The organism is Candidatus Limnocylindria bacterium (assembly GCA_036523395.1).
Lineage (GTDB): Bacteria > Chloroflexota > Limnocylindria > P2-11E > P2-11E > CF-39.
On the sequence record DATDEH010000017.1, the window covers coordinates 18,648 to 45,547 of the forward strand.

Genomic DNA, 26,900 nt, shown 5'->3' on the forward strand with positions numbered 1-26,900 from the left:
CTAGAAGCCCGGCCAGACGTCCTTCAGGATGCTGCGCTCGAACTGCGCGAGCTCGTGGCTGTACGCGTCGAACTGTCCGCGCCGGATCGCCTCGAGCGCGCGATCGTGATGGTCGAGCGCCCTCCCCTCGCGGCTGTCGTAGCCGAAGAAGTAGGCAGCCACGTCGAGTACAACGAGTGCGCCTGCGAATACCAAGAGTTCCATTGGACTCCGCCTTTCATTCCGGCGGTGTAACCACCGTTGCCAGCAACAGTGGTGTATGCTGTAACCAGCGTCAAGGCCTACGGAGGTAACATGCGAGACATTCCGAGAGCGGACCACGATTTCGAATTCGTGGGTGGCTCGGTCGCGCTCGACTTCGCGAACACCCTCGGCGGCATGCACACCGCACCGACCCACGAGCACCTCGTCGAGTACGCGGATCTCGTTGAGTTCGGTCGCAGCGCAGGGACGCTGGCGCGCCCCGAAACGCGGCGACTCGCCGAAGAGGCCGCCCGGCAGCCCGCACGGGCCGCTGGCGTGCTGCGCCGCGCGATCGCGCTGCGCGAGGCGATCTGGCGCGTCTTCGACGCCTTCGCGAAGAGCGAGCGCGCCGATCCTGCCGACTTCGCCACGATCCAGGGGGAAGAGCTCGCCGCGTTGAAGCACGCGCGCTTCGCGCAGAGCGGATCGGACGTCGCCGACCGATGGTCCGACGAGCTGTTGCTGGACCGACCGCTGTGGGACATCGCCCGCTCCGCAGTGGAGCTGCTTCGCTCGAAAAGCGATCTCTCCCGTGTTCGCGAGTGCGGTTCCGACACGTGCGAATGGCTCTTCATCGACAAGAGCCGCAATCACAGCCGTCGGTGGTGCGATATGAACGACTGCGGCAACGTTGCCAAGGTCCGTCGCTTCCGGGCGCGACAACGCGCGCCTACGACGAAGGCGTCTCGCTAGACCACTCGCTCGCGCGCTCGATCTTCATGCGCACGAACGGCCGTCCCGCCAGCGACAGCGTTTCGTACTGCGCATACTTCGCGAGGAGCTGAGCCGCAGCCTTGTCGCGTTCCTCGCCGTTCTCGAGGATCGTCGCCACGCCCTCGAGCATGACCCACGCGAGTCGCGACCAGTCCTCGTCGTAGCGGTCGATCACCACGGCGACGCGGCCGTTCGTCTCGATGTTCCGCACGCGGCGCAGCGCGTGCCAGTCATCGTCGCGCTTGGGCTTGCGATCGAGTGGTGTGTACAGGACGTCGTCGCTCCAGACGAACACGATCGGCACGACGTGCGGCCGCGCGTATTGATCCGAGGTGGCGAGATGCCCCACGCGAGCGGTCGAAAGGAGGTCGCGCGCGCCGGCGGAGAGACTAGGCACGGAGGCGGGGAAGGATCTCGCGCGCGTAGAGGCGCATCGCCCGCTCCTGATCCTTACCGGGGAAGTGGAAGACCAGGTGCGTGAAGCCCCACTCCACGTAGCGGCGGATCTTCTCGACGTGCTCGTCGGGATCGGTCGAAACGATGAAGCGCGTGTGCGCCTTGTCTGCCGCGGCCTCGGCGCGGCGCTCCATCTCGCGGGGATCCTCGACCCCCGCCTTGTCCTCGGGTGGTAACGCGAGCGCGGCCCACTCGCGTGTGTCGGCCATGGCGCGGCTGCGGTCCGTATCGAACGAGACCTTCATCTCGATGGTGCGCTCGATCTTCGCCGGGTCGCGTCCCGCCTCGCGCGCTCCGGTCTCGACCGCGGGCAGCAGCGTCTCGCGATAGAGCTCGTCGCCTTTCCCACTGGTGCAGATGAAGCCGTCCGCCTCCTTGCCCGCGTAGGTCGCGGTCTGCGGACCGGCGGCGGCGATGTACAGCTTCACGCCATCCTTCGGCTTGTCGAAGATCTTCGCCGCGCGCGTCTTGAAGTACTTGCCGTCGAACGTAACGTAGTCCTCCGACCACAGCAGCTTCATGAGCTTCACCGCCTCACGCAGGCGTCGGAAGCGCTCCGCGGGCTCCGGCCACTCGGTCGCGAGGACCGGCGTCTCGTTCATCGACTCACCGGATCCGACGCCGAGGAAGAAGCGATCCGGGAACAGCAGCGCGATCGTGGCCGCGGCCTGCGCCACGATGGCCGGGTGGTAGCGGAACGTCGGCGTCACCACGCTGGTGCCCATGCGCACCCGCGACGTCTTCGCGCCGATCGCGCCGAGCCAGGCCCACGAGAAGGGCGCGTGGCCACCGGTATCGCGCCACGGGTGGAAGTGGTCGCTCACGACGACGCTGTCGAAGCCGAGCTCCTCCGCGAGCACGCCGTACCGTAGGAGATCGGCGGGCGCGAATTGCTCCGCGGACGCTTTCCAGCCGAGTGTCAACATGGCCCGCACATCCTATGAGGAAGTCGTGACGCAGCTCACCGTCACCGCGATCAACGGTCTGCCGGAGATCCTGCCCGGCAAAGAGCTCGCGACCCTGATCCGCGACGCCGCGCGCGCGCAGCGTGAAGCGATCCGCGACGGCGACATCGTGGTCATCGCGCAGAAGATCGTTTCGAAGAGCGAGGGCCGCATCGTGCATCTCGCCGACGTCGTGCCGGGCGAGCGTGCGCGCGAGATGGCCGCCGAGGCCGGCAAGGACGCGCGCCAGATCGAGGTCGTTCTCGGGGAGTGCGCGAAGATCGTGCGCTGGGAGCGCGGGATCCTGATCTGCGAGACGCACCACGGGTTCGTCTGCGCGAATGCCGGCGTCGATCGCTCGAACGCGGGGGCGCCGGACACGGTGGTGCTCTTGCCGGTGGATCCAGACGCGTCGGCGACGCGGCTGCGCGACGCATTCCGTGCGGCGACAGGGGCGACCGTTAGCGTCGTCGTGACCGACACCTTCGGGCGCGCGTGGCGCGAGGGTCACACCAACGTCGCGATCGGCATCGCCGGGCTTCCCGCCCTCAAACGCTACGTCGGCCAGCGCGATCCGGAGGGCTATGAGCTGCGCGTGACCGAGATCGCTGTCGCGGACGAGATCGCCGCGGCCGCGGAGCTCGTCATGGGCAAGCTGGACCGCTGCCCGGTCGCTCTGGTGCGCGGATTCACGCTCGACGAGCCCGCGGAGACGGCGCAGGAGTACGTTCGGCCCGCGGACCGCGACCTGTTCCGCTAGAAATACCGAGGGGTGTGCGAGTGAAACGGGAACTGACAGTGGCCGAGCGCGATTTCCTTCATGAGACGCGCTTCGCGGTGCTCGGCACGACCAACGAGAACGGGTCCGCGCACCTCACGGTCATGTGGTACGTGCTCGAGGGTGACGAGATCATGTTCAACACCGCGGCCGGCCGGCGGAAGCCGGACAATCTCGCTCGCGATCCGCGTGCGTCGCTGATCGTCGTGGACGGCTACCGCTTCGTGCGCGTCGATGGCACGGTCCGCGCGAACGACGACCAGACGGTGGCGCAGGCGGACATCCGGAAGCTCGCGCTGCGTTACTACCAGAGCGAGGAGCGCGCGCGGCGGGGCGTGGACGCGACGTGGGCGAAGCAGCACCGGATCACGTACCGGATGCCCGCACTTCGCGTGTACAGCTCGGGGTTCTGATGCGGGACGCCGCGACGGCGACGCCCGAGCAGCGCTGGGAGCCTCTGACTCTCGAAGAGGTCAAGCGTCTCTTCGGGACGGTGGCGGCGCCGTGGTGGATCGCCGGCGGCCGGGCACTCGACATGTTCCTCGGGCACGAGACGCGCACGCACGCCGACATCGAGGTCGCGGTCCTCCGGCGTGACCAGAAAGCGTTCCTCGAGGCGCTCCGGAAGTGGGATGTGCAGATCGCGCATGACGGTGGGCTCATCCCGCTCAAGGCAGGCGATGTCATAAGCAAGCCGGAACATCACGAGCTCTGGGCGCGCGAGACACGTGACGGACCGTGGCGTTTGGAGCTGCTGCTCGAGGAGAGCGAGGGCAAGCGGTGGTCGTATCGGCGGAACGATCGCGTCGGACTCAACGTCGCGGATCTCGGACGACGCGATGCGTACGGCATCGAGTTCATACGGCCGGAGGTCGCGCTGCTGTACAAGTCCGCGTCACCGCGGCCTGTCGACGAGACCGACTTCCTCTACGTATTGCCGCGGCTCGACGTCGCGCAGCGCGGCTGGCTCTGCGGTGCGCTATACACGATCGATCCGACGCACCGCTGGCTCGAACGGATGAAGCTGGTCACGGAGTAAAGAGAACCCCCGCCGCTAGACCGGCGGGGGTTCTCGCTTTCAGCTGATCGGTGCGCCGCTTAGGCGTATCGACGGGATGCTGAAGGCCGGACCTGCTCGAAGCAGGAGCTGCAGTACACGGGCTTGTCGCCGCGCGGCTGGAAAGGCACGCGCGCCTCGTTGCCGCAGTTGCTGCAGGTGGCCGTGAAGAACTCACGGGGTCCACTGGAGCCCTGGCCTGCGCCATAGCCGCCGGTGCTACCGCCTGCGCGGCGTGCCGCGCGACAGCTGGAGCATCGGCCTGGCTCGTTGACCAGGCCACGGGCCTGGTAGAACTCCTGTTCCCCAGAAGTCCAGATGAATTCCTGACCGCAGTCTTTGCAGGTCAGAGTCTTGTCGGTGAAGCTCATAGTTGAAGCTTCCTCCCTTTATGTTGCTGACGCCTTGAGCACTCGCCAGGGTTCGGGAGGAAGAAAAGCCTCAGAACGCCCGCGTTGATCACTCTTGCCGCCGCGTGTCCCTTGCGGGACGAGATCATTGTACCTTCTCTGCGGCGCTCACACCATCATTTCGGGTGCTCTTCATCGCGCCATGGGCTCGGGAGCCTGTCCGATGGAAAGGTGCCCGGAAAGGCCTCCCCCAGCCATTCATCGAACCATTCGCCCGAGCGGAACCACGAGCGCGGGTACGTCCCGATCTGGGAATAACCCGATTTCTGATTCGCGCGCCAGCTGCCCTTGTTCGCGAGCGCGATCCAGTTGTGCGCGCGATGGAGGCCCATCTCGTTCCAGATGAACGCCATCCGCAGGCGGATCGCCTCGCTCGCGATGCCTTTGCCGTAGAGATCGTGGCGTCCGATGAAGATCCCGGTCTCGCCGTCGCGGCTCGGCCAGCTGATGTCGAAGATCCCGGTGAAGCCGACGGTCTCGCCCTGGTAGGCGATCGACCACGAGACGCTGTCATGGCTCTCGAGATGCCGCTTGAGCCGCTCCTCCGCGGTGGCGATGGTCTCCGTCGTGAAGCGCGGACCCCAGAAGCGGGTGACCTCGGGCTGCATCTGCCAGCCGGTGAAGAGCTTGTAGTCCTCGAGCGTGGGCGGGCGAAGCTCGATGCCGTTGTCCCCGACGATCCGCGGTCCGAACATCAGCGCGCGGCCCCGAACGGAACGTACTCGCGCTCGGTCTTCCCGAAGCGCTCGTCCCACGTCGCGCGCTCCATGAGGATCCACGTTTCGTCGACATAGCCGCCGTCGCGGTAGTGGACCTGATGGCCGCGTCCGAACTCGGCGTAGCCGAGCTTCTCCGCGATCCGCAGCGCGGCGACGTTGTCGGTGCGCAGCTCGGTGCCCGAGCGCTTCAGATCGAGGTAGTCGAAGAAGTACCGGTGCAGCGCGAGGGCGGCGTCCCAGCCGTACCCCTTGCGCCACTCATCGGGATCGATGATGAAGTGCTGGAGATTCGCGGACGGCGGTGACTCGAGACCGCCGACGCGCGCCCGCGCCAGGCCGATGAGACGTCCCTCGGTCTCGATCGACCAGAGCACGCCGCGCTGTTCCTTCGCCTGTTCCTTCAGGCGTTCTTTCCACGTCGCTGGCATCGCCGGCTGATGCCACACCCCGGCCGCGCGCCGCACGCGCATGTCGGCCATCCAGCGCGAGTACGCCGCGAGGTCGTCCTCCGTCGGTGTGCGCAGCGCGGTGCGCTTGCCTCTGATGATCCCGCCGAGTGCCACGGCTCTTCAGGATACGGACTAGACGGCGGGGAGACGCACCGTGAACTCCGCACCGCCGCCATCGACGTTGCGCGCCGTGATCTTGCCGCCGTGTGCGGTAGCGATCGCGTGCGCGATCGCGAGACCGAGACCCGCGCCGTCGCGCTGCGCGTTCTCGCCGCGATAGAAGCGGCGGAAGAGCCGCGTCTGCGCGCCGCCCGGAAGTCCGGACCCCGCATCGCGCACGCGCACGACGGCCTCGCCATCCTCCCGCGCTCCGCGCACGGTGACCGCTGATCCATGCGGGGAGTGCTTCACCGCGTTGTCGATGAGGTTGATGAAGAGCTGCGCCAGCTTGTCAGGATCGCCGCGCACCGCGGGCAGCCCGTCGGTCGCGACGTTCAGCGTCACGCCGGCCTCATGCGCCTGCACCTCGAGCGCAGCGACCGCGCTGGTCACGAGCGCCGTCGCTTCGACGCGCTCGCGCGCGAGCTCGGGGCCGCCGGCCTGGAGCTTCGCCACCTCGAGGAGACCCTCGACCATGCGGATGAGCCGGCGCGACTCGCGCTGGATGATCTTCGCGGCCGACGGCGCGGCGTCGCCCGCAGCCTCGCCCTCCGCGATCGCCTGCGCGAAACCTTGGATCGACGTGAGTGGCGTGCGCAGCTCGTGCGAGATGTCAGCGAGGAAGGCTTGCTCGCTGTCGCGCGCGCGCTCGATCTCGCCCGCCATCTCGTTGAACGCGCCGCCCAGCTCGGCCACCTCGCCCGGGCCGGCGACGGGAACGCGCGTGCGGTACTCGCCGTGCGCGAAGCGCCGTGCGCCGCTGACGAGCTCGCGGAGCGGTCGCGTGATCGTCCGCGACAAGAGGCCCGCGACGATCAGCGCGAAACCCGCCGCGACGACGCCCGCCACGAGCAGCGACGGAAGCAGAGCGCGCAGCGCGTCGCCGAACGCCGCACGCGGTCGCGCCACCACGATGATCGCCGGGTTGACGTTGCCGCCGGTGGTGGCCGGACGGAATGCCTGCTGCACGAAGAGCCACTGGTCGCTGCTGTCGATGAACTGGCCGAACGTCCCCTGCGTCGGCGGCGGAAGCGTTTGGTTCACGAGCGAGTTCTCGCTATCGACGAGCACACGCCGGCTGTTCGCGATCACGAGCAACCGGGCATCCGCCGATGCGGCCTGTTCCTTCAGGGCGTCGATGACCTCGCGTGGCTGCTGCCCGTTCCGTAGCCCGGTCTGCATCGCGGTGAGAAGCGGCGCGGACAGCTCCTGCAGCCGCAGGCGAAGCACATCGTTCTCGTAGCGGACGAAGAGGCCGGAGATCGTGATGGCCGCGACGAGCAGGCCGACCGCGACGACACCGAGATACGACAGGAACAGCCGGCCCGCGACACTTCGCGGCATCAGGTGCTGGGCCCGACCATCTTGTATCCCACGCCCCAGACCGTCTCGATCTTCGCATCGGCGCCGGCGAGCTTGTCTCGCAGCTGCTTCACGTGCACGTCGACGGTGCGTGTCTCTCCCGGATACGCGAAGCCCCAGACGTCTTCGAGCAGGCGGTCCCGCGTCAGGACCATGCCGGGCTGCCGGCAGAACGCTTCGAGCAGCTCGAACTCCTTCGCGCGAAGCGCGACCGAGCGTTCGCCGACGAGCACTTCGTGCCGCGCCGGATCGACGCTGACGTTGCCGACGCGCAGGACGCGCCCACCGCCGGGCATGCCCGACGCGCGACGGAGGATCGCGCGTACGCGAGAGACGAGCTCGCGCGGATTGAACGGCTTCGCGAGGTAGTCATCCATTCCCGCGTCGAGTCCGGCGATCCGCTGCGCGTCCTCAGCACGCGCGGTGAGGGCGATCACCGGCGTGTCGGCGCGGCCGCGAAGCTCGTTGAAGAGATCGATGCCGTCGGTGTCGGGCAGTCCGAGGTCGAGCACGACCAGCGCCGGCTTCACCTCGTCGAATAGCACCCGCGCTCGCTCGCCGGTGGCCGCGTGCTCGACGATGTATCCCGCGTTGCGCAGGTAGAGCGTGACGAGCTCCGCGACCGACGCATCGTCCTCGACGACGACGATCCGCGCGGTACCGCTCACCTGCCGAGCATAGCCTCGGGTATCGTCCGCGCCGATGCCTCCAAAGCTCGCGACGATCCTCGCGCATCCCGATGACGAGACGTTCGGAACGGGTGGCACGCTCATCCGGTACGCGCGGGACGGAGTCGAGGTCCACAGCCTGTGCCTTACGGAGGGCGAGAAGGGCTGGGCCGGTGTCGACGACAAGATCGTTCCGCGCGAGCTCGTGGGACCGACGCGCGCGCGAGAGCTCGCGGAGGCGGGACGCCGGATGGGCCTGGCGAGTGTCACGTGCCTCAGGTACCCCGACGGCGGCCTCGCCGATGTCAACGAGGAATGGGTCGTCCGCGACATCGTCCGCTGGCTGCGCCTCGTGCGGCCGGAGGTGGCGATCATCTGGGGACCGGATGGCGGATACGGCCATCCCGATCACATCGCGGCGGGCGAGCGCGCGCTCAAGGCGATCGAGCTCGCTGGAGTGCAGCGTCACGAGCCCGAGCTCGGCGCGCACTGGCATGCGAAGCGGTGCTACCGGTTCGTCGCCTCGGCCGAGCTCATCGATCGACTCTCGTCGCTCATGCCGGCGTTCGCGCAGTACATGGAGACGCTCGCCGTGAAGCCTCAGCGCTGGACACGGGAGCGGCTCGGAGCCGTCATCGAGATCGGTGATGTGCTCGACGCGAAGGTGCACGCGATGGATGCGCACCAGACGCAGGCGCCCGATCTCCGCATGTGGGCGACGGCGCGCGCGCAGCTGCCGGAGATCTTCAACGAGGAGACGTTCATCCGCGAATACCCCGAGCCCGGCGGCCCGCCGATGGAGACCGATCTGTTCGCGGGCCTCCGCGCTCACGAGCAGGAAGAACCCGCGCGCCCCACCTGAGCTAACCGCGGATAGTCGCCTGGCGCCAGTGACGACTCCGACACGCTGAGCACCACGTCGTTCTTGCGCCAGCGCTCGGTCCCGAGACCCGTTCCGCACGAGCTCCAGCCCTGCTGCGTGAACGCGGAGCCGAGCGTTCCGCGTGCATTGTTGTTCGCGCCGCCGCAGTCAATGCTCCACTCGGTCTGCACTGTGCCGACGATGGGTGAGGCGGCGTAGGCGCATGCCTGTGGGAGGACGAAACCCGTTGGCGCTGGTGATGCGAACGTCGCTGGAAACGTGCCCGATGGAATGAAGTTCGCCACGCCACCCGGGACGAAGCCGGCAAATAGCGGACGAGGGATCCCGGCGAGCACTCCGGCGCACACGTAGTTTGCTGCGACGCCCCCGAGTCTCCCGGCAGGGATCGTGACCTTGAACGGATCGCGTCCTGGCGAATTCAAAACGAACGATCCGTTCGCGACACCGCTGTCGCTCACGAAGTCACTGATCGTTCCGCAGACGAATGCGAACGTTGCCGCTGTGGTCGCCCCTGGGGAAGGGGTGAGTGACGCCGTCGCGGGGGCTACGGTCGCCGTGGAGGTGGGCGAGGCCGTGCTGACCGAAGGCGGTCCGCAGGCCGTGACGGAAAGGCCAAGCAGCGCGGCGAAGAGTGATCGCACACGGGCATAGTGCGTCGGCCCGCAACATGCGGGCCGAACTACACCGTTGCCAGCTTGATCGGGCTGGACAGTGCGCCGACCAGCTCGCGGGTGTGCTCGACGGAGCTGTCGCGCTGGGGGTGCGATTCGAGATGGCGGACCAGCGCGTCCATCCCAGCGATCACCGGTACGCACGAGCTGCCGACGTCGTCGGGTTGCCCCCGGGTCAACACGACCACGCCATCGACGGCTGTGTAGATGAAGCCGCCGCTCGCGAGGTCGCTCTTCACTCGTGCCGCGTTCGCGCGTGCCCGCTTCGACGGTGAGTCGGAAAGAGGATGCGAGACACCGGGACCCGTCCGCCGGTACCAGTGATCCTGATAGCAGACGAGCGCGCCATCTTCGTCCCGCGGCTCGACGACGAGCACGCCGTGCGGTCCGAGCACGACGAGCGGAACGACGTCGGAGCTGACATCGCGCGGGGCGTAGCGCGCCATGACGACGAAATCGGTGGACAGTCGCTCGCTCAGGTACGACGCGGCACGCTCCGCGAGGCGGGCGCGCGGACGGTCGGCGAGCGCCGTGAACGCCGAGCGGATTCCCCCCATTTGTGCTTACCGCCTCTCGGCGGTGGATGCTGGTCGCCGCCTCCGCCTGCCACAAGTAGGCCGGTCGTCATGCCCCTCTCGTACCTCCGCGCCGGCGTGCATCATCGCTTTCATGTCGCTTCGTTCTGAGATCGCGGAGCAGCCGGCCGCGGTGGCGCGCCTTCTCGACGAAGGCGCCGCGGACGCCCGGCGACTCGGTGCGCTCCTCGCGCGCGCGAAGCACGTCACCGTCGCGGCGCGGGGCTCGTCCGATAACGCCGCGACGTACGGCAAGTACCTGTTCGAGGGTCTCGCGGGCATCGTCACCGCCTCGGCCGCGCCGTCGCTCATCACGCGGTACGGCACGCCGCCGCGCTACGCGGGTGGCGCGGTCATCGGGATCTCGCAGTCGGGCGCTGCGCCCGACGTCTCAGCGGTCATCGCCGCGGCGCGGCGGGACGGCGCGCTCACCATCGCGATCACGAACCGCGCGTCGTCGGCGCTTGGCCGTGCGGCCGAGCATGTCTTCGAGCTCCGCTGCGGACCGGAGCGCGCGGTCGCCGCAACGAAGACGTACACGACCTCGTGTGTCGGGCTCGCGATGCTCGCCGGCGCCGCGGCGGGGCGGCCGCTCGACTTCGCGGAGCTGCCGGAGGCGGTGCGCGAGGCGGTGGACAGCGAGCCGGACGGAGCGCGCATCGCTCGCAAGATCGGGCCGGCGCGCGCGCTCGTCGTCCTCGGTCGTGGCTATGGCTACGCCGCGGCGCTCGAGGCCGCGCTGAAGATCAAGGAGCTCGCGCGCGTCTGGGCCGAGCCGTACTCGAGCGCGGATTTCGCGCATGGTCCGCGCGCGCTGCTCGAGCGCGGCACACCGGTGCTGTTCCTCGCGGCACGTGGCGCGACCGAGCGCGAGACGCGCTCGCTGGCGGCCGCGATGCGCCTTCGCGGCGCGCGCGTGTACGCGATAACAGACGACGAAGCGCTTGCGGCGAGGGTGACCGACGCGGTGTTGCTGCGGTGCCGGGTGGGTGAGCTGCTCAGCCCGATCGTGCTCGTCGTCGCGGCGCAGAACGTCGCGGCGCACGTCGCGCGCCGCCACGGCCGCGACCCGGAGAAGCCCGCCGGGCTTTCGAAGGTGACCCGGACGCTCTAGCCGCTCTTGGCGCGGCCCGCTTGGGCTTGATCTCCTTCGCCGGTGCGGCGCGCTTGGCTTGCGCGTCCTCGCGGTCGAACGCGACGCTCAGCTTGTATCCATACGCAAGCGCGACGCGTTGCAGTGAGCGGAGCGACGGAAGGTAGCGCGGATCTTCCATACGACGAAGCTGCGTCTGCGATGTGCCGAGCTTGCGCGCCGCCGCGCGCTCCGAGAGGCCGGCCTCGCGGCGAAGGCGCACGACGCCTTCGGCCACCGCGGCGGCGAGGGGGTCGGGACGCCGCGGCTCCTCGGGGGGCGTCGCTGCGACCGGTGTTGGTGTCGGTTCGTTCGGCACGGGGACAAGAGAGTAGCGCCGCCGCTACCCCTGGGCGAAAACGTCCAGAAGATCGGGTGAATCGGGATCGTACGCGAACAGGATCGCCCCCTCGCAGCCGGTCCTCGCTGCGACGCGAACTTGCTCGCGCAAGAGCTGTGGCTCTCCTTTGTATGCCATGAGACCGCCCCACATCTCGGTGCGTGGCGCAGCCGCGCGCGCGCGAGAGAGCACGCGCTCGACCTCCGCGGTGTCGCGCCGGTACGCCATGGGGCACAACAGATCCACCAGACCCTCCGCCGCCCACTCGGGCCAGTGCTGCAGCACGCGGCCTCGCGCGACATCGGGGTCGGGGAACACCGCCGCGGAGATGACGATCCCCGGTCGTGCGCTCCGCAGCCGCCTTGCGCCCTCGCGCACCAGCGCGGTGACCTGGTCGTGGTCATCCGGACTCGCCGCGTAGGTCACCTGCGGGTAACGCACGTAGTCGTAGTGGAAGCCTTCGACCGCGTATCGCGACACGATGTCGGTGAAGACCGCGAGGGTGTGCTCCCGCGCCGCCGCGCTCCGCGGATCGATGTAGATGCCCTCCCAATCCGAGCCGCCGACGGGGTCGAGGTACTTCACGCCGCCCGGGCGGAGCAACCAATCTGGGTGGCGGTTGACGAGGTGCGCGGTCGAGCTGGGCAGCGAACCGTGCTTGTCGGACCAGACGAAGAACACGTTGCCCCAGGCGTGGATGCGGACGCCGACCGCGGCGCCGAAGCGGACCAGATGCTCGAGCGGATCGAGGTCGGTTCCGGCCAGGGCGAGCGCCTGCGGCTCGAGCCGAGAGCGGTAATACGCGTCGCCGCGCCCGCGGACCTGAACGACGAGGTCGAAGATCCCGCGTGATGTCGCGTCGGCGAGGAGCTCGTCGATCGCGTGCGCGTTCGTGATGCGGTCACGCACGACCCACAGTGCTTTCCTCATATGTCGGCGAACGTCACGAGCGAGATGGCGAGGTCCTTCACCTTCGCGCGGACACGCGGGTCGGTGAGTGTCGCGAGCTCGGTCGCGCGCTCGCGCGCGTAGCCCGACCGCTTCGCCAGAGCTTCGTCGGGCTCACCCGGATGGCACATGAGCTCGGTGACGCCGCCCTTCGCCGCGATGCGCCCGAGAAGCGCGAGAAGCGAGTCGACGCCGACCTTGCCCTCGTGCTGGAAGTCGCGCACGAAGTGGTCGCACGTGCGCACGCCGCGCGCGCGCAATCGGTCGCGCTGCTCGTCCGAGTGGATGCGCGCCGCGGCTCCGGTCTCGCGCGCGAGCTCCCCGATCGCCCACTCGAGCGCGGGATGGTCGTGCACCCAGTGATGTGAATCGAGGTGCGTCGGCTCGCGGCCCAGGAGCTCTCGTGCTTTCAGGTACTGCGCGCGATATTCGATGAGGGCCTCCCTCCGATCGATATCCCGAGCGAGGAGCGCGATCGGACGAAAGAATCGTCCATCTCTGTCGACGAGTGTCGGGACGCGTTCGACGCCGGCCAGCGGCCGGTCGAAGGTCAATACGAGATGCACGCCCACATCGAGCGACGGCGTCGCGCGCGCGAGATTCGCGGCGCCTCTGGTGTGCGGAGCGTTCGTCATGAGCGTCGTCGCGCCGACGATCCCGTCCCGGTGCGCGCGGAGGATCCCCGCGGACACGCTCTCCGAATAGCCGAAGTCGTCGGCGTTGACGATGAGCTTCATCGCTCGAGCGCCTTGCGCACGCTCCATCCGGCGCTCTCGAGCCGCGCGCGCGCCTCGTCCTCGCTCAGGCCGCTCTCGTCCATCACCATCCGCACCGCGCGCTCGCGCAGCTTCGCGTTCGTAGGGCGCAGGTCGATCATGAGATCGCCCCGCGTTCGGCCCGAGCGGATCATCGCCGCGGTCGACAGCATGTTGAGCACCAGCTTCGTCGCGGTGCCCGCCTTTAAGCGGCTCGAGCCGGCGAGGACCTCGGGCCCGACGTCGACAACGACCGCGATGTCGGCGTCGTGTGCGAGCGGCGACGACCCGTCGCACGTGAGCGCGACGGTGCGCGCGCCGATCTCGCGGGCCATGACCATCCCGGCCGTGACGAACTTTGCGCGGCCGCTCGCGGAGATGCCGACGAGCACATCGCCGCCGCGCACGTGCTCGCGGACGGCGCGCGCACCCGTGCTCGAGTCGTCCTCCGCCCCTTCGATCGACCGGCGCAGGGCCTCGTCGCCGCCCGCGATGATCCCGCGCACCAGGTCCTCCTCGACGCCGAACGTCGGCGGCGCCTCGCTCGCGTCGAGCACACCGAGCCGGCCGCTCGTGCCCGCCCCGATGTAGCGCAGCCGGTGCCCGCGTGCGAACGCTCGCACGGTCTCGTCGACGGCGCGCTCGATCTCCGGCAGCGCCGCGCGCACCGATGCCGGGACAGTCGCATCTTCGTCGTTCATCAGCTCGAGGATCTGGCGCGTTGTGAACGACTCCAGCCCGCGCGCCTTCGCGTTGCGCGCCTCGGTCGGTCGTTCGCTCATTTCACGCTCCACGCGAGCGCGGCCGCGAGGCGCGCCGCGCCCATCGCCGGCTCCTCACGCACCGGTTCCACCGTCGCCTGCGGCAGCAGGCCGAGCAGCTCGAGCTGCACGAGGCGCTGGAGGAGCGACAGGTTCTCGAACGCGCCGCCTGCGAGATACACCGGGCCCGCGGGAAGACCCAGCGTCAGCGCGACGACGGTCGCGGCTCGCGCGAGCGCGTTCGCGCCCCGCTGCAGGATCGAGTTCGCGATCGCATCGCCCTCGGCGGCCGCGCTCGCGAGCGCGCGCGTAGCCGCGCCGATCGCCGGCGCGGGGTGGGGACGTCCGTACACCAGCGGCAGGACGTCGCTGAACTGACCGACGCCGAGCTGTTGAAAGAGGAGCGCGGTCATGCGCGTCGGCGCGCCACGTCCATCGACCGCGTGCGAGATCGCGCGGAGCGCCTCGAGGCCGCACCACACGGCGGAGCCTTCGTCTCCGATGAGGTAGCCCCATCCGCCGGCGCGGTCCTCTTCGCCTTCCTCGTTGCGGCCGTACGCGATCGACCCGGTGCCGGCGATGAGGACGACGCCGCAGCCGGTCGGATTCCCCGCGTAGAGCGCGGCGATCGCGTCATGCGTCACGAGCAGCTTCGCGCCAGGCGGCGCGAATCGGGTCAGGATCTCGAGTCCTCGCGTGCGCTCGCCCTCGCGATCGCCGCCGGCGCAGGAGAGCACGACCGCATTCGCACCGCGGCCGCCGAGCGCCTCGGCGAGCGCCGCGGCGATCGCGCCCTGGGGGTCGGGTGAAGTGAGGAGGTTGCCACCGCCACCGGCGCCGCGCCCCACGACCGTGCCGGCGTGGTCCACCGCGAACGCGCGCGTCTTCGATGCGCCGGCGTCGATCCCGACGACGATGTCGTTCAAGGCAGATGCACCGCGCCGCCGCGCACCGCCTGACGCGCGCCAGTCGCGCTTGGCAGGATGTTCGGGAGCTCGCGCATGCGGTACGCGGCCATGATCGCGAACGCGATGGCCTCGCGCGCGTGCGACGGCACGCCGAGCTCGTCGGTCTTCACCACGCGCAGCGGCGCCACGGCCCGCGCGAGCGACTCCATGAGCATCGGATTGCGGGCACCACCGCCTGCGACCGCGAGCAGATCCCACGTGATGCCATCAGGGGTCTCGCGTGCGAGAGCGTCCGCGATGCTGCGGGTCGTCACCGCGAGCGCGGTCGCGAGGGCGTCGTCGAGCGAACCGCCGTCCGCCGTGACGCGAGCCTGGAGGCGCGTCGCGTAGGGCCGGCCGAACTCCTCGCGGCCGGTGCTCTTCGGCGCAGGGCGCGCGAAGTACGGATGCGCCAGCGCTTCCTTGAGGGCGCTCTCGTTCACGCGGCCCGCGCGCGCGCGGCGGCCGTCGCGATCGAACGTTTCACCCGACGGCGCGATGAGGGCGTCGCTCGGCATGTTGGCCGGGCCGGTATCGAACGCGATGACGTCATCGGCGGACGCCGACGGGATCAATGTGAGATTGGCGATGCCGCCGAGATTCAGAACGGCGATCGGCGCGCGCGATCCGAAGAGGACGTGATCGCCGAACGGCACGAGCGGCGCGCCCTCGCCGCCGGCGGCCATGTCGGCGCTGCGGAAGTCGTTCACCGTCGGCAACCCGGTCGCGCGCGCGACGCGGGACGCGTCACCGAGCTGCAGCGTCGTGTGCTCCGCGGGAAGGTGCGAGACCGTCTGGCCGTGGAGCCCGATCACGTCCGGTCGCCGCGGCAGCGTCGCGACGAACGCCGCCGCCGCGGCGGCATACGCATCGCCGAGCTGGCCGTGAAGGCGCGCGACGTCTGACAGCGCGAAGGGAGCGTCCGCCCCGGCGCGCAGCACCGCGTCCCGCAGTGCGGCCGGATACGCATGTTCGGCGGTCGCGATGATGCGCACGTTCGGATTCGGACCGGGCTCGACGTCGATCGCGGCCAGGTTCATGCCGTCGCCCGAGGTCCCGGACATCATCCCGACGGCGATCACCTGGCGATTGTCCTTCCGTCGGACGGGCCCCGTCCGGTCAAAGGTTTGCCGATACCGCTTCGTGCACCGCGATGCGGAAGCGGTACGTGGCGTCGTCGTTGCCACGTCCGAAGTACACGCGGTTCGTGAGCAGGACGACCGAGAGGTCGAGCTGCGGATCGATCCACAGTGACGTGCCGGTGAAGCCGGTGTGGCCGTACGCATCGACGCTGAAATGCCGGCCGACCATCGGGCCGGCGGGCGCGCGCAGAGCGAGGCCGAGCCCCCGTCGCACGTTCTTCTCCTTCACGTGCTCCGTCCGCGCGAGTGCGGCGAGATCGTTGCCGATGACGGCGCCGTCACGGAAGACTCGCGCGATCGCGGCCACGTCCGCGGCGGTCCCGAAGAGGCCCGCATGCCCGGACGTCCCCGTGAACGCGAAGGCGTTCTCGTCGTGGACCTCGCCGCGGAGGCGGCGCATGCGCCACTCGGTGTCTTCCTCCGTCGCGACACAGCGCTCCGAGAGACGCGGACCGAAGTCCGCGTTGATCGCCTCGACCGGACCGAGTACCCGCTCGCGCATGAGATCCGCGAAAGGCTCGCCGCCGATCGTCGCCAGGCCCTGCGTCAGCATGATGTAGCCGAGATCGCTGTACGTGAACGTGCCGAGATCCTGCGCGAGCGGCTCCTGCGCCGCGCGCCACACCGCCTCCTCGCGCGACTGCGCTTCCTTCCACAGCGGCAGCCACCATTTCAGGCCGGCCGTGTGCGTCAACACGTGCGTCAGCGTGACGTCGTCCTTGCGGCCGCCACGGAAATCGGGGACGAGCTTGCTGAACGGAGTGTCAAGGCTGAGCACCTTGTCCTTGACGAACGAGAGCACCAGAGCGGTCGTCGCGAGCTTCGTCAGCGACGCCAGGTCGAAGAGGGCGTCGACGGTACACGGCGCGTCCGGACCCGCACGCGGGTCAGGACAAAGTGTCCCGATCGCGAACTCGTCGACCTCGCCGCGACGCTCGACGCGCACCACACATGCGGTGCAGAGGGAGCCGATCGCGGCCTCGGCGACGGAACGCGCCGGCGCGGCGAGATCGCTCAAGCGAAGTCGCGCAATCCGGCGCTGAGGGGAAAACGGTCGCTCACGGCGACCGGTAGAGAACCCGTGGGCTTGCGAGCTCCGGTGAGGATGTCGGCCACGGCCTGAAGTGTCGGCACTCTGCCGTCGTACGCGCAGACGCAGGCCGCGACCTTGGGCGCGAAGCGCACGTCGTACGGGCCGCGCAGAGACACCAGGACCGTTGGCTTCGCTGCCGCGAGACGCGTCACCAGCCTCAGTTGGTCGTCATTGATGCCGATGTCGGCCACGCCGACGACCACGACGTCCGCTGGCTTGGCTTCATCCAGCATGTTGGCGATGACCGACTCAGAGAGGTTCGAGCCAAATGTGCGACCTGCAACGTCAGCGCGTGCACGAATGAGCTCCGTCACCAGGTCGCTGTCGCCGGGCATCGTCGTGAGTTCGGCCGTCCCGGTGGCGACCGCATACACGCGGCCGCGCAGCGGCAACACCCGTCCGTCGTTGTGCAGCAGCGTGATGCTCGAGCGCGCGATGTCGAGCGCCACCGCGGCATTCGCGGCGAGGTCCGGCTGTGGAACGTTCGGCCGGTCGAGGATGCCGTACCGCAGCCTCGCATCGAGCAGGCGCGACAGGGTCGCATCGAGATTGGGCAGAGAGCCGTTGCGGATCGCCACTGAGATGAGGCGATGACCGTCGCGCTGCGCGTTCTCGTCGAAACGGAACAGGACGAAGTCCGCTCCGGCTTCGAGTGCACGCTCGCCGGCAGCGGCCTCGCCGATCGAGGCGAGCGCGCCCATCTCGAGATCGTCCGTGAGAACGATGCCCGCAAAGCCGAGCTCGCGGCGCAGGAGATCGGTCACGACGCGCCGCGACATCGATGCGGGAAGTGATGGCGTCGGATCGAGCGCCGGCACGATGAGATGCGCCAGCATGATCGCCGGCACGCCCGCGGCGATCGCGGCACGGAACGGGGGTAGCTCGACGCGGTCGAGGCGCGCGCGGTCGACATCGATGATCGGAAGGGCCACGTGTGAATCCACGGTGGCGGCGCCGTGTCCGGGGAAGTGCTTCGCGCAGCAGAGCAGGCCGGCCGCGTCGTAGGCGCGGACCGCGGCGGCGACCAGCGTCGAGACGCGCTGCGGGTCCGATCCGTAGGAGCGGTTCCCGATGATCGGGTTGAGGGGCTCGTTGTTCACGTCCGCGACGGGCGCGAAATTCCAGTTCACGCCGTTGGCGCGCAGCTCGCCGGCCGTGATCGTCGCCGCCCGCTGGACCGCGGCGACGGGATCGGGCGTGGCCGCGAGGCCCATCTGGCTCGTGAACACCGTCATGCCACTGGCGATCCGGACGACCGAGCCGCCCTCCTGGTCGAGCGCGAGGAAGAGCGGTGGGATCTTCGACTCGGCGGCGATGTGCTGCAGATCCGCGCAGACCTTCGCGAGCGCGGTGGCGTTCGGCGCGTTCTCCGCGCGGAGCACGATGCCGCCGAGGCCGCGTGTGCGGATCATGTCCTCCACTGCGCTCGTCACGTATGAGCTGTGGAACCCGATCGCCATCGTTTGCCCCGCACGCTGATCGACGCTGAGGGACGCGAGGAACTTGGCGACGCGATTCGCTTCTGGTTCGGGCGCGGGCGCGGCGCATGCGGCCAGCGTCGCGGCCGCGGCGCCGAGGAAGGTGCGCCGCTTCACAACCGGACCGGCGCGCGACCGGGCGGCCGCAGCTCGCCCGAGAGCACGGCCGCGAGCGCGTCGAGCGAAGGCGGAACGTCGCTATATGTAAGGAGTGCCGGCGTGTTCGGCACCAGTGTCGCGTCATAGGGGCTGCGGATCGCGCAGAGCACGCCACCACCGGACAGCAGCTCGCGGGCGCGCGCGGCCTGCTCGGGCTGGAACGACGCGTTCGACGTGACGACGATCACGGTGCCGTCGCCGTCGGGCAGGCGACCCTCGCGACCGAAGGCGAGGCGACCCGCGAAGCGCTGTCGGAGCGCACGCTCCAGACCACCGACGGGATCCGCGGTCTCTTCGACGAACGACTGCCGCGCCGACCCGAACGTCACGACTCGGACGAGCGCATCCAGGCGTGGTAGCTCGGGCCCATGGTGCGTCACCGAGCGCTTCGCGATCTCCGCCGCGAGGCGGCGCGCCGGCGTGTCGTCGATGTCGTCCTCCGGGACTTCCACCGCGAACCGCTCGCGGAAGATCGCCGCGCGCCCGAGGGCTTCCTTCACGCGCGCCGCATCGACGCCGGCTTCGATCCAACCGGCAGCCGCGAGCTGGCGGTCGAGACCGGTCGTGACCATCGCCGCGTCGACGCCGGCCGCGATCGCACGCGTGACGATCTGGTCGGGTGCATCGACGTCGGTGATGCCCTTCATGTCGAGCGAATCCGTGACCGCGAGACCGGTGAAGCCGAGCTCGCCGCGCAGGAGATCGGTGAGGATCGCGCGCGACACGGTGGCGCCGTCCTTTGGATCGAGCGCCGGATAGCGAACGTGCGCGGTCATCGCGCCGCTGGCGCCCGCGGCGAACGCCGCACGGAAAGGGACGAGCTCGCGCGTCTCGAGCGTGGCGCGATCGACGTCCGCCTCGGGTCGCACCAGATGTGAGTCCTGCGAGGTGTGACCGTGACCGGGGAAATGCTTCGGCGTCGTCGCGACCCCCACGCGCTCGCTGCCGCGCACCCACGCCGCGGCGAACTCGGCGACGCGCGCCGCGTCGTCACCGAACGCTCGCGTTCCGATCACCGGGTTGCGCGGATCGGAATTCACGTCGCACACCGGCGCGTGATTCACCGCGATGCCGTCAGCGCGCAGGCCCTCTCCGACGGCGCGCCCCGCGCGCTCCGCGTACGCCGGGTCGCCCGTCGCGCCGATCGCCATCGCGCTCGGGAACGTCGCGCGGTAGCCGATGCGGATGACGGACCCGCCCTCCTGATCGATCCCGACCGGCACGGGTGGAAGGCCACCGCGGCGCGCCGTGTCCTGGATCTCGCGCAGCATCGCGCGGACCTGCGTTTTCGATTCGATGTTGCCGCGGAAGGCGAAGAGCAGGACACCTCCCACGGTCCCGCGCTGGATCGCATCGAGGAGCGGACCCGGCGCCTGCGGCCCGTCGAAGCCGGCCCATACGAGCGCGCCAGGGCCGAGCTTCACGCGCGCCGGCGTCGGTAGCGCGAGATCGTGAGCTGGCCGAGCGGTCTCCCGCGCAGCGAGCGCGTGTCCTTCTCCAGGATGATCCGGCGTATCTGATCGGGGAGCGGGATGATCGGCGCGATCCGACGGCGGCTGCGCGGGCCCGCGATCCGTCCGCCGAGCGCGTCGAGGATGTCCTTCACGCGTTCGTCGATCTCGTGGATGTCGAGCGAGCGCTGGCCGAGGAAGAGAGCGATGCGCAGCTCAAGACGATCGCTCTCGCGGTAACCGACGCCGCGGCTGGTCTGGGCGTCGAGCACCGCGGAGTGGACGCGACGACGCCACTCGTTGCTGGGCGCGGTGTACCCCGGCAGGACAGCGGTGATCGTGAAGCGTCTCTTCGCCACTGGAACAACACACTAGCGAGGTAGGTACGATGCCGCGATGACCGCACCGACCCTTCCACTGATCCCGATCCCGGCCAAGGTGACATCACGCGGAGGCCGCTTCGCGTTGACGGCATCGACGCAGATCGAGGCCGCCGATGCGCTCGGAGCCGTCGCGGAGCGTCTGCGCGATCACCTGCGCCCGGCGACGGGCTTTCCACTGCCGATCGTCACGCGTGCGAGCGGACCGCGCATCGCACTCGGGCTCGATGAAGGCCTCGCACGTCTCGGCGACGAGGCTTATCGCCTCGCCGCTACCGCCGACACGGTCGCGATCTCAGCCCCTCGACCCGCGGGCCTCACGCACGGCACGGAGACGCTTCGTCAGCTGCTTCCGCCGTCGATCTTCCGGCATGCCGTCGTTCCCGGCGTGTCGTGGGATGTCCCCGGTGTCGAGATCGAGGACGCGCCGCGATTCTCGTGGCGGGGAAGCCATCTCGACGTCGGCCGCCACTTCATGCCGAAGGCGGCGGTGCTGAAGCACATCGATCTCCTGGCGCTGCACAAGCTCAACGTCTTCCACTGGCATCTGACCGAGGACCAGGGATGGCGGATCGAGATCAAGCGTTATCCGAAGCTCACCGAGGTCGGTGCGTGGCGGAAGGACAGCATGGTCCCGCCGCTCACGCGGGACCCCGCGATGCGCAAGTTCTCGGGACAACCGCACGGTGGCTTCTACACGCAGGACGACGTGCGCGAAGTGGTGCGGTACGCGACCGACCGCGGCGTGACCGTCGTGCCGGAGATCGAGATGCCCGGCCATGCGCTCGCCGCGATCGCCGCGTATCCCGAGCTCGGCAACACCGGCGCGAAGCACGAGGTCCAAACGTACTGGGGCATCTCGGAGCACGTCTTCGGGGTGGGCGACAACGTTCTGGCGTTCCTCGAGAACGTCCTCGAAGAAGTGCTCGCGCTGTTCCCGTCGAAGTTCATCCACGTCGGTGGTGACGAGTGCCCGAAGACGGAGTGGAAGGCGAGCCCCGCCGCGCAGGCGCGCATGAAGGAGTTCGGCCTCAAGGACGAGGACGAGCTGCAGAGCTGGTTCATCACGCACTTCGACAAGTGGCTCGCCGCCCACGGCCGGCGTCTCATCGGTTGGGACGAGATACTCGAAGGCGGGCTCGCACCGGGAGCGACCGTCATGAGCTGGCGCGGCGAGAAGGGTGGCGTCGCCGCCGCGAAAGCCGGGCACGACGTGGTGATGGCGCCGGAGAAGCCGACGTACTTCGATTACGACAACTCGGAGAACGAGCCGCTCCCGATCCGCAGGCTGAACACGCTCGCCGAGGTGTATGGATACGAGCCGGTGCCCAAAGAGCTCAGCCCCGCGGAGGCCAAGCACGTTCTCGGCGCGCAGGGTCAGCTGTGGACCGAATACATGCCCGATCCGCAGCGCGTGGAGTACATGGCCTGGCCGCGACTTACAGCACTTTCCGAGGTGCTCTGGTCGCCGCCGGAAACGCGCGACCCCGCGGACTTCGCTCAAAGGCTCGAGGCGCATCTGGAGCGACTGCGGATCCTCGACGTGAATTACTGGCGTCCGCGGGGGAAGCTCCCGAGCTGAGTCGCGTGCGGCATCAATCGATACGGAAGGTCCCCGCCGGGCCCGAAACGATGAATCCACCTGTAGGTACAGCAGCGCCGTGATCGGCTTCGCTACTCGGGCGAAGGTCGATGCCGATGTCTCGCACCGCACCCGTTCGCAGGTCCATCAACACGACGAACCCAGCACGCACGACGAGCAGCGTCTCTCGCTGAGCGGCGAGGACCATGTCGCCGGGCAGGAGCTGAGCCGCCTGTTTTGTACGAATGGCGGTGACAGCGTCGAACGTGGACAGCGATCCCGAGTCTGGGTCTCGGACCAGCAAAGTGTGCGGTCCAAACCACAGCGGATCGAGCCCGCTCCTGAATGGGAATGGATTGCCGTCCTCCACGATCGAACCGAGGGAGTAGTCCCACGGCATGACGCGGTCGTTCGCGACGATATGCGTGCGTGCATCACGGATCCCGGTCGCGAAGATCGCGGTCCCGTCGGGTGACGTGCTTGCCGAGGAAAGGCGGGCGTAGTCCGGCGACGACGCGAGGCGTACCGCGGTGCCGCCGGCAAGCGGTATGCGCATGACGTCCGCTCCGTCGCGATAGACCACGCGGTCGGCCGAATCGAGGCCGAGCAAGAACACAGGTGTTGGCTCCGACGTCACCGAGGAAGTGACGAGCGTTCGAGTGCCGTTGCCGTCACGGCGTGCGACGCGGATCTCCCGCTGCACGATCGCGACGCAGCATCCTTCCTGCTGTTGCGCGACGATCAGCGTTCCGTCACGGGAGAGCGTCTGTCGCGAAAGCTGGAGCTCGGTCGACGTGACGCGGCCGTTCAGCTCGAGGATCGCGAGCGGTGGCGCACGTTGCGGTACCTCGAGGGCGACGAACAGGCCACTCGAGTCGGGAAGCCACGCCCAGAATCTGCCGGCGTCGAATTCGCGCACCGGAATGCCGTCGATCGTGAAGAGCTGCAACGGCGAACCGTTCCGCTGCCCTTGCGCGACGAACCATCGCCCATCGGGCGACGACGCGGCGCCGCCCGGAACGGGCAAGACCCGATAGGCCGCTCGCGGGGAGGAGGCCGCAGGTGAGCTGCTCGCGGCGACGCTCGCGGTCGGTGGGAACGACGTGTTGGGAGACCCGGTCGTGCTCGAGACCGGCGGCGCGACGCAGGCGGCCGACGAGAGCGTCACGAGAGCTACGACGACGCTCTTCACCTGGACGTGCACGTCCGGCCTAACGGCCGACGTTCACCTGGAGCACGGCGTAGCCGCTCGCGCCGTTGGGGAACGGCTCGCGGCTCACTGGCGTCTCGGTGTCGCCACGACCGTCGGTCGCGCGCGCCTGCACCGTGTTCGTCCCGACGTTGGCCGGGGTCCACTGCGCTGACCAGCGCCGCCAGGTGAGCGGACCTTCCGCCGCCTCCAGCTTCGCGGCCTGCCACGTCTTCGCGCCGTCGAAGGAGACCTCCACCTTGCTGATGCCGCGCGCGCCCGCGAAGGCGATGCCCGCGAGGGTGATCTCGCCGCCGTTCCACTTCAGCGTGCGCGCCGGAACGTCGATGCGCGTCCCGGTGTTGACGATCGCGCTGTCGGACCAGCCACCCTCCTGCCAGTGGCCGAGCTTGTCGAAGGTCACGACCTCGATCGAGCGAAGCCACTTCACGTTCTTCATCCCGTAGATGTTGGGCACGAGGGTGCGCACGGGGTAGCCGTGGTCCTGCGGCAGCGTTCTTCCGTTCATCAGGTAGACGAGCAGGGTCTCCGGCTCCATCGCCTTCGCGATGGGGAAGGAGTCGACGTAGCCGTCGACCGAGGTGAGCACCACGTCGAAGGCCTTCGCCGTCGGCTTCGCGCGCTGCAGGAGATCGCGCATGCGCACACCGGTCCAGACAGCGGTGGAGATGAGCTCGCCGCCTGTCGGGTTGCTGATGCACTCGAGGGTGTGCACTTGCTCGATCGCGTCGAGGTCGAGCAGCTCGTCATAGGTGAGAGAGAACGGCGCTTCGACCGCGCCGGTGATGTCGAGCTTCCAGGTGGCGATGTCGACGCGCGGCTTCACGAGCGTGGTGTCGACGGTGTAGTGATCCTCGTTCGCCGTGATGCGCGGCGTGATCCCGGGGAGCGAGTCGATCGCGGGGTCGGGTGCGGTGAGGGTCACGGCCTGGATGAGATGCCGCGCCATGGACGGAAGGTTTCCCAGCCGCGCGCCGGCGACCGGCAGCGCGCGCGAGAGCGGCAGCCCGCCGAGCGCTGCGACGGCTGCGACCGCCGCACCTCCGAGGAGGACGCGGCGGCGTGACTGCATGGGTTCCGCGTCACGCGCCACTGCGGCGGGTGCGAGGTACATCAGCGCGAGCGCGTTCGTTGCGAGGCCGACCGCGGAGTCGACGACGCTCGTGCCGAGGTCGATCTTCTCGGCGGCGAAGAGCTGCCCGAGGATCACGGCGAGGACCCACGGCGCTGCGACCGCGCCCATCACGGCCGCGTCACCGCGCCGGGGCGAGATGGCGAACATCCCGGCGATGCCGCCCGCGATGAGGAACAGGGTGAGCACGCCGATGACGAGGAGCGCCTTCGCCCAGAAGTGGAGCAGCTCGATGAGTGGGATGGAGATCCAGGCGGGCAGCACGTCGATGATCGCCTGACCGAGCGCGAACGGCGTGAACGGCAGCCCGACGAGCGAGACGAGGAACGCGACGTCCAGCGCGAGGAACATCGCGAGCACGCCGACGAGGAGGCCGGTGCGCTCTCGCGGCGTGAGACGTCCCATATGTGGCACGATACGACTCGTTGCCAGACCTTCTTCCTCCGATGACCGCGGAGGATCTCTACGCCTTCCGTTTTCTCGCCGACGCACAGCTCTCGCCTGACGGCGAGCGCGTCTCCTTCGTCGTGCGCACCGTTGCTCCGGAACGCGATGGCTACCGCTCGGCGATCTGGCTCGTGCCGTTCGACGGCTCGCGGGAGGCCGTCCGCTTCACGTCGGGAGGCGGCCAGGATGCGCACCCGCGCTGGGCACCGGACGGCCGGACGCTCGCGTTCCTGTCGGACCGCGGGGCGCCCGCGGGGGAGACGGCCGAGGGCAAGGGCAAGAAGGGGAAACCGAAGAACGTGTTCGTGCTCTCGCTCGACGGGGGCGAGGCAAGGCAGCTGACGACGTTCGACGACGACTGCGGTGACATCGTGTGGTCCCCCGACGGGCGCCGGATCGCGTTCACGTTGAAGGACGCCAGGACCGCGGACCCGGAGGACGACGGGCCGCGCGTCTACGAGCGCATGCGCTACAAGACCGATGAGGGATTCCTCTCCGATCAGCGCCGCAAGCACATCTGGCTCGTCGATGCGGCGGGCGGCGAACCTCGGCGTCTCACCGAGGGCGACTGGGACGACCAGCAGCTGGCGTGGTCGCCGGATGGTCGCGAGATCGCGTTCGTTTCGAACCGCAGCGCCGACCGGGAGCGCAACACCGTGGCAGATATCCACGTCGCCGCCGTCGTAGGCGGCGCGACGCGCCGCGTGACCAACGAAGTCGGTCAGTACGGCAATCCGTCGTGGTCGCCCGACGGCAAGACGATCGCGTGCTACGGCGTCGAGAAGGCGCTCGGCTCCGCGTCGAAGAACGTGCACCTCTGGCTCTGGCCGGCGGCCGGCGGCGGCAAGGGCGCCGACCTGCTCGCGAAGTGGGATCGCACCGTCGGTTCGGTCGTGATGAGCGACATGCGCGCACAGATCCCGACGCTGTCCCCAAGATGGAACGCCGACCGGACTCGCGTCATCTTCGTCGGCTCCGACCAGGGCACCGCGAACGTCTACAGCGTCCCCGTGGCGGGCGGCGAGGTGGTCGCGGAGACGCTCGGTGCGCATCAGGTCGTGAGCCTCTCGCTGGCGAACGACGCGCGTCGCTTCGCGTGCGTCTTCTCGCACGCGACATGCCCGGGCGACGTCGCGGCCGGCGAGCTCGGCAAGGGTCTTCGCTGCCTCACCGACCTGAACGGCGAGCTCATGAGGACGCGGCACATCACGCCGCCGGAGCGCGTCGAGTTCAAGGGCGCCGACGGCTGGATGGTCGAGGGCTGGCTCATGAAGCCGCGCGGTTTCGACGCGTCGAAGAAGTGGCCGCTCGTGCTCGAGGTCCACGGCGGACCGCACTCGACGTACGGCAATGGGTTCTTCCATGAGTTCCAGGTGCTCACCGGACGAGGCTATGGCGTCCTCTACACGAATCCGCGCGGCAGCCACGCCTACGGCGAGAAGTTCTCGAGCGCGTGCGTCGGCGATTGGGGCGGCAAGGACTACGAGGACCTCATGGCCGGCGTCGATCACGCGCTCTCGACAGGCTGGGTCGACGAGAAGCGCCTGTACGTGACCGGCGGAAGCTACGGCGGGTTCATGACGAACTGGATCATCGGCCACACCACCCGCTTCCGCGCTGCCGCGACGCAGCGAAGCATCAGCAACAACATCTCAGCCTTCGGCACGAGCGACATCGGCTGGCACTTCTGGGAGCACGAGATGGGGGAGGCCACCCCGTGGCACAACGCCGACAAGCTGATCGAGCGCTCACCGCTCACGTATGTGCCGAAGGTGAAGACACCGCTGCTGATCCTTCACGCCGAGCGCGATCTCCGCTGTCCCATCGAGCAGGCAGAGCAGTTCTTCATCGCGCT

At 69.1% G+C, this 26,900-nt stretch carries 29 protein-coding genes; 8 read left to right on the forward strand and 21 right to left on the reverse strand.

What is annotated here, in order from left to right:
* Positions 1–204: a hypothetical protein gene (locus VI056_02460; GenBank protein ID HEY6201882.1), complete on the reverse strand. Its 204-nt coding sequence runs from the start codon at positions 202–204 to the stop codon at positions 1–3.
* A gap of 90 nt (positions 205–294) precedes the next feature.
* Here VI056_02460 and VI056_02465 point away from each other — a divergent pair, with 90 nt between their 5' ends.
* Positions 295–936 carry a CGNR zinc finger domain-containing protein gene (locus VI056_02465; GenBank protein HEY6201883.1) on the forward strand — a complete coding sequence of 214 codons (642 nt, stop codon included), beginning with the start codon at positions 295–297 and terminating at the stop codon, positions 934–936.
* Here VI056_02465 and VI056_02470 read toward each other — a convergent pair.
* Positions 914–1,354 carry a TIGR03668 family PPOX class F420-dependent oxidoreductase gene (locus VI056_02470; protein ID HEY6201884.1) on the reverse strand — a complete coding sequence of 147 codons (441 nt, stop codon included), beginning with the start codon at positions 1,352–1,354 and terminating at the stop codon, positions 914–916. The genes VI056_02465 and VI056_02470 overlap by 23 nt on opposite strands.
* Positions 1,347–2,339, reverse strand: a complete 993-nt coding sequence (fgd, locus tag VI056_02475; protein ID HEY6201885.1) for a glucose-6-phosphate dehydrogenase (coenzyme-F420) — start codon at positions 2,337–2,339, stop codon at positions 1,347–1,349. Before fgd ends, VI056_02470 begins: the two co-directional genes overlap by 8 nt.
* Here fgd and cofE point away from each other — a divergent pair.
* Genes cofE through VI056_02490 form a run of 3 tightly spaced genes read left to right on the forward strand, consistent with a single transcriptional unit; the run spans position 2,338 to position 4,174 of the window.
* Positions 2,338–3,117, forward strand: a complete 780-nt coding sequence (cofE, locus tag VI056_02480; GenBank protein HEY6201886.1) for a coenzyme F420-0:L-glutamate ligase — start codon at positions 2,338–2,340, stop codon at positions 3,115–3,117. The two genes, fgd and cofE, sit on opposite strands and share 2 nt — an antisense overlap.
* A 20-nt stretch (positions 3,118–3,137) precedes the next feature.
* On the forward strand, positions 3,138–3,548 hold the full coding sequence (locus VI056_02485) for a TIGR03618 family F420-dependent PPOX class oxidoreductase (GenBank protein ID HEY6201887.1): 411 nt from the start codon (positions 3,138–3,140) through the stop codon (positions 3,546–3,548).
* Positions 3,548–4,174 (forward strand): amino acid transporter, encoded by a 627-nt coding sequence (locus VI056_02490; protein ID HEY6201888.1) that lies wholly within the window; start codon positions 3,548–3,550, stop codon positions 4,172–4,174. The genes VI056_02485 and VI056_02490 overlap by 1 nt, the downstream gene beginning before the upstream one ends.
* Before the next feature lie 59 nt (positions 4,175–4,233).
* On the opposite strand, the gene VI056_02495 is transcribed toward VI056_02490, so the two are convergent.
* The 5 genes from VI056_02495 to VI056_02515 all read right to left on the reverse strand — a co-directional run bounded on the left by VI056_02495 (position 4,234) and on the right by VI056_02515 (position 7,959).
* Positions 4,234–4,563 (reverse strand): zinc-ribbon domain containing protein, encoded by a 330-nt coding sequence (locus tag VI056_02495; GenBank protein HEY6201889.1) that lies wholly within the window; start codon positions 4,561–4,563, stop codon positions 4,234–4,236.
* Between the two features lie 155 nt (positions 4,564–4,718).
* On the reverse strand, positions 4,719–5,297 hold the full coding sequence (locus VI056_02500; GenBank protein HEY6201890.1) for a GNAT family protein: 579 nt from the start codon (positions 5,295–5,297) through the stop codon (positions 4,719–4,721).
* Positions 5,297–5,884, reverse strand: a complete 588-nt coding sequence (locus VI056_02505; protein ID HEY6201891.1) for a GNAT family protein — start codon at positions 5,882–5,884, stop codon at positions 5,297–5,299. The genes VI056_02500 and VI056_02505 overlap by 1 nt, the downstream gene beginning before the upstream one ends.
* Before the next feature lie 18 nt (positions 5,885–5,902).
* On the reverse strand, positions 5,903–7,273 hold the full coding sequence (locus VI056_02510; GenBank protein HEY6201892.1) for an ATP-binding protein: 1,371 nt from the start codon (positions 7,271–7,273) through the stop codon (positions 5,903–5,905).
* A complete protein-coding gene (locus VI056_02515) occupies positions 7,273–7,959 on the reverse strand; it encodes a response regulator transcription factor (GenBank protein HEY6201893.1) in 687 nt (228 codons plus the stop codon). The genes VI056_02510 and VI056_02515 overlap by 1 nt, the downstream gene beginning before the upstream one ends.
* Positions 7,960–7,993: 34 nt before the next feature.
* On the opposite strand from VI056_02515, the gene VI056_02520 reads away from it, so the two are divergent.
* Positions 7,994–8,821, forward strand: coding sequence for a PIG-L deacetylase family protein (locus VI056_02520; protein HEY6201894.1), 828 nt, complete (start codon positions 7,994–7,996; stop codon positions 8,819–8,821).
* On the opposite strand, the gene VI056_02525 is transcribed toward VI056_02520, so the two are convergent.
* Both VI056_02525 and VI056_02530 read right to left on the reverse strand, forming a co-directional pair.
* Complete coding sequence (locus VI056_02525) at positions 8,788–9,300, reverse strand: hypothetical protein (GenBank protein ID HEY6201895.1); 513 nt, start codon at positions 9,298–9,300, stop codon at positions 8,788–8,790. The two genes, VI056_02520 and VI056_02525, sit on opposite strands and share 34 nt — an antisense overlap.
* Positions 9,301–9,521: 221 nt before the next feature.
* Positions 9,522–10,070: a nuclease-related domain-containing protein gene (locus tag VI056_02530; GenBank protein HEY6201896.1), complete on the reverse strand. Its 549-nt coding sequence runs from the start codon at positions 10,068–10,070 to the stop codon at positions 9,522–9,524.
* Between the two features lie 112 nt (positions 10,071–10,182).
* On the opposite strand from VI056_02530, the gene VI056_02535 reads away from it, so the two are divergent.
* The gene (locus tag VI056_02535) at positions 10,183–11,202 is read left to right on the forward strand and encodes an SIS domain-containing protein (protein ID HEY6201897.1); all 1,020 of its coding nucleotides are present in this window, start codon (positions 10,183–10,185) and stop codon (positions 11,200–11,202) included.
* A 361-nt stretch (positions 11,203–11,563) separates the two neighbouring features.
* On the opposite strand, the gene VI056_02540 is transcribed toward VI056_02535, so the two are convergent.
* Genes VI056_02540 through VI056_02580 form a run of 9 tightly spaced genes read right to left on the reverse strand, consistent with a single transcriptional unit; the run spans position 11,564 to position 20,653 of the window.
* On the reverse strand, positions 11,564–12,490 hold the full coding sequence (locus VI056_02540) for a family 10 glycosylhydrolase (GenBank protein HEY6201898.1): 927 nt from the start codon (positions 12,488–12,490) through the stop codon (positions 11,564–11,566).
* The gene (locus VI056_02545; GenBank protein HEY6201899.1) at positions 12,487–13,245 is read right to left on the reverse strand and encodes a ChbG/HpnK family deacetylase; all 759 of its coding nucleotides are present in this window, start codon (positions 13,243–13,245) and stop codon (positions 12,487–12,489) included. The genes VI056_02540 and VI056_02545 overlap by 4 nt, the downstream gene beginning before the upstream one ends.
* The gene (murQ, locus tag VI056_02550; GenBank protein HEY6201900.1) at positions 13,242–14,045 is read right to left on the reverse strand and encodes an N-acetylmuramic acid 6-phosphate etherase; all 804 of its coding nucleotides are present in this window, start codon (positions 14,043–14,045) and stop codon (positions 13,242–13,244) included. Before murQ ends, VI056_02545 begins: the two co-directional genes overlap by 4 nt.
* Positions 14,042–14,950 carry a BadF/BadG/BcrA/BcrD ATPase family protein gene (locus tag VI056_02555; GenBank protein HEY6201901.1) on the reverse strand — a complete coding sequence of 303 codons (909 nt, stop codon included), beginning with the start codon at positions 14,948–14,950 and terminating at the stop codon, positions 14,042–14,044. The genes murQ and VI056_02555 overlap by 4 nt, the downstream gene beginning before the upstream one ends.
* On the reverse strand, positions 14,947–16,053 hold the full coding sequence (locus VI056_02560) for an anhydro-N-acetylmuramic acid kinase (GenBank protein HEY6201902.1): 1,107 nt from the start codon (positions 16,051–16,053) through the stop codon (positions 14,947–14,949). The genes VI056_02555 and VI056_02560 overlap by 4 nt, the downstream gene beginning before the upstream one ends.
* 37 nt (positions 16,054–16,090) lie before the next feature.
* Positions 16,091–17,131 carry a serine hydrolase domain-containing protein gene (locus VI056_02565; GenBank protein HEY6201903.1) on the reverse strand — a complete coding sequence of 347 codons (1,041 nt, stop codon included), beginning with the start codon at positions 17,129–17,131 and terminating at the stop codon, positions 16,091–16,093.
* Positions 17,128–18,801: a glycoside hydrolase family 3 N-terminal domain-containing protein gene (locus tag VI056_02570; protein ID HEY6201904.1), complete on the reverse strand. Its 1,674-nt coding sequence runs from the start codon at positions 18,799–18,801 to the stop codon at positions 17,128–17,130. The genes VI056_02565 and VI056_02570 overlap by 4 nt, the downstream gene beginning before the upstream one ends.
* Entirely contained in the window at positions 18,798–20,267 is a 1,470-nt protein-coding gene (locus tag VI056_02575; GenBank protein ID HEY6201905.1) for a glycoside hydrolase family 3 N-terminal domain-containing protein, read from the reverse strand. Before VI056_02575 ends, VI056_02570 begins: the two co-directional genes overlap by 4 nt.
* Positions 20,264–20,653 carry a hypothetical protein gene (locus VI056_02580; protein ID HEY6201906.1) on the reverse strand — a complete coding sequence of 130 codons (390 nt, stop codon included), beginning with the start codon at positions 20,651–20,653 and terminating at the stop codon, positions 20,264–20,266. The genes VI056_02575 and VI056_02580 overlap by 4 nt, the downstream gene beginning before the upstream one ends.
* Positions 20,654–20,690: 37 nt before the next feature.
* Between VI056_02580 and VI056_02585 the strand changes: the two genes are divergently transcribed.
* Positions 20,691–22,256, forward strand: coding sequence for a beta-N-acetylhexosaminidase (locus VI056_02585; protein ID HEY6201907.1), 1,566 nt, complete (start codon positions 20,691–20,693; stop codon positions 22,254–22,256).
* 13 nt (positions 22,257–22,269) lie between these two features.
* Here VI056_02585 and VI056_02590 read toward each other — a convergent pair whose 3' ends face one another.
* Both VI056_02590 and VI056_02595 read right to left on the reverse strand, forming a co-directional pair.
* Positions 22,270–23,448, reverse strand: coding sequence for a hypothetical protein (locus tag VI056_02590; GenBank protein HEY6201908.1), 1,179 nt, complete (start codon positions 23,446–23,448; stop codon positions 22,270–22,272).
* A gap of 19 nt (positions 23,449–23,467) precedes the next feature.
* A complete protein-coding gene (locus VI056_02595) occupies positions 23,468–25,003 on the reverse strand; it encodes a molybdopterin-dependent oxidoreductase (GenBank protein ID HEY6201909.1) in 1,536 nt (511 codons plus the stop codon).
* Positions 25,004–25,044: 41 nt separating this feature from the next.
* Here VI056_02595 and VI056_02600 point away from each other — a divergent pair.
* On the forward strand, positions 25,045–26,900 hold a 1,856-nt coding region (locus VI056_02600), incomplete at its 3' end, for a S9 family peptidase (GenBank protein HEY6201910.1).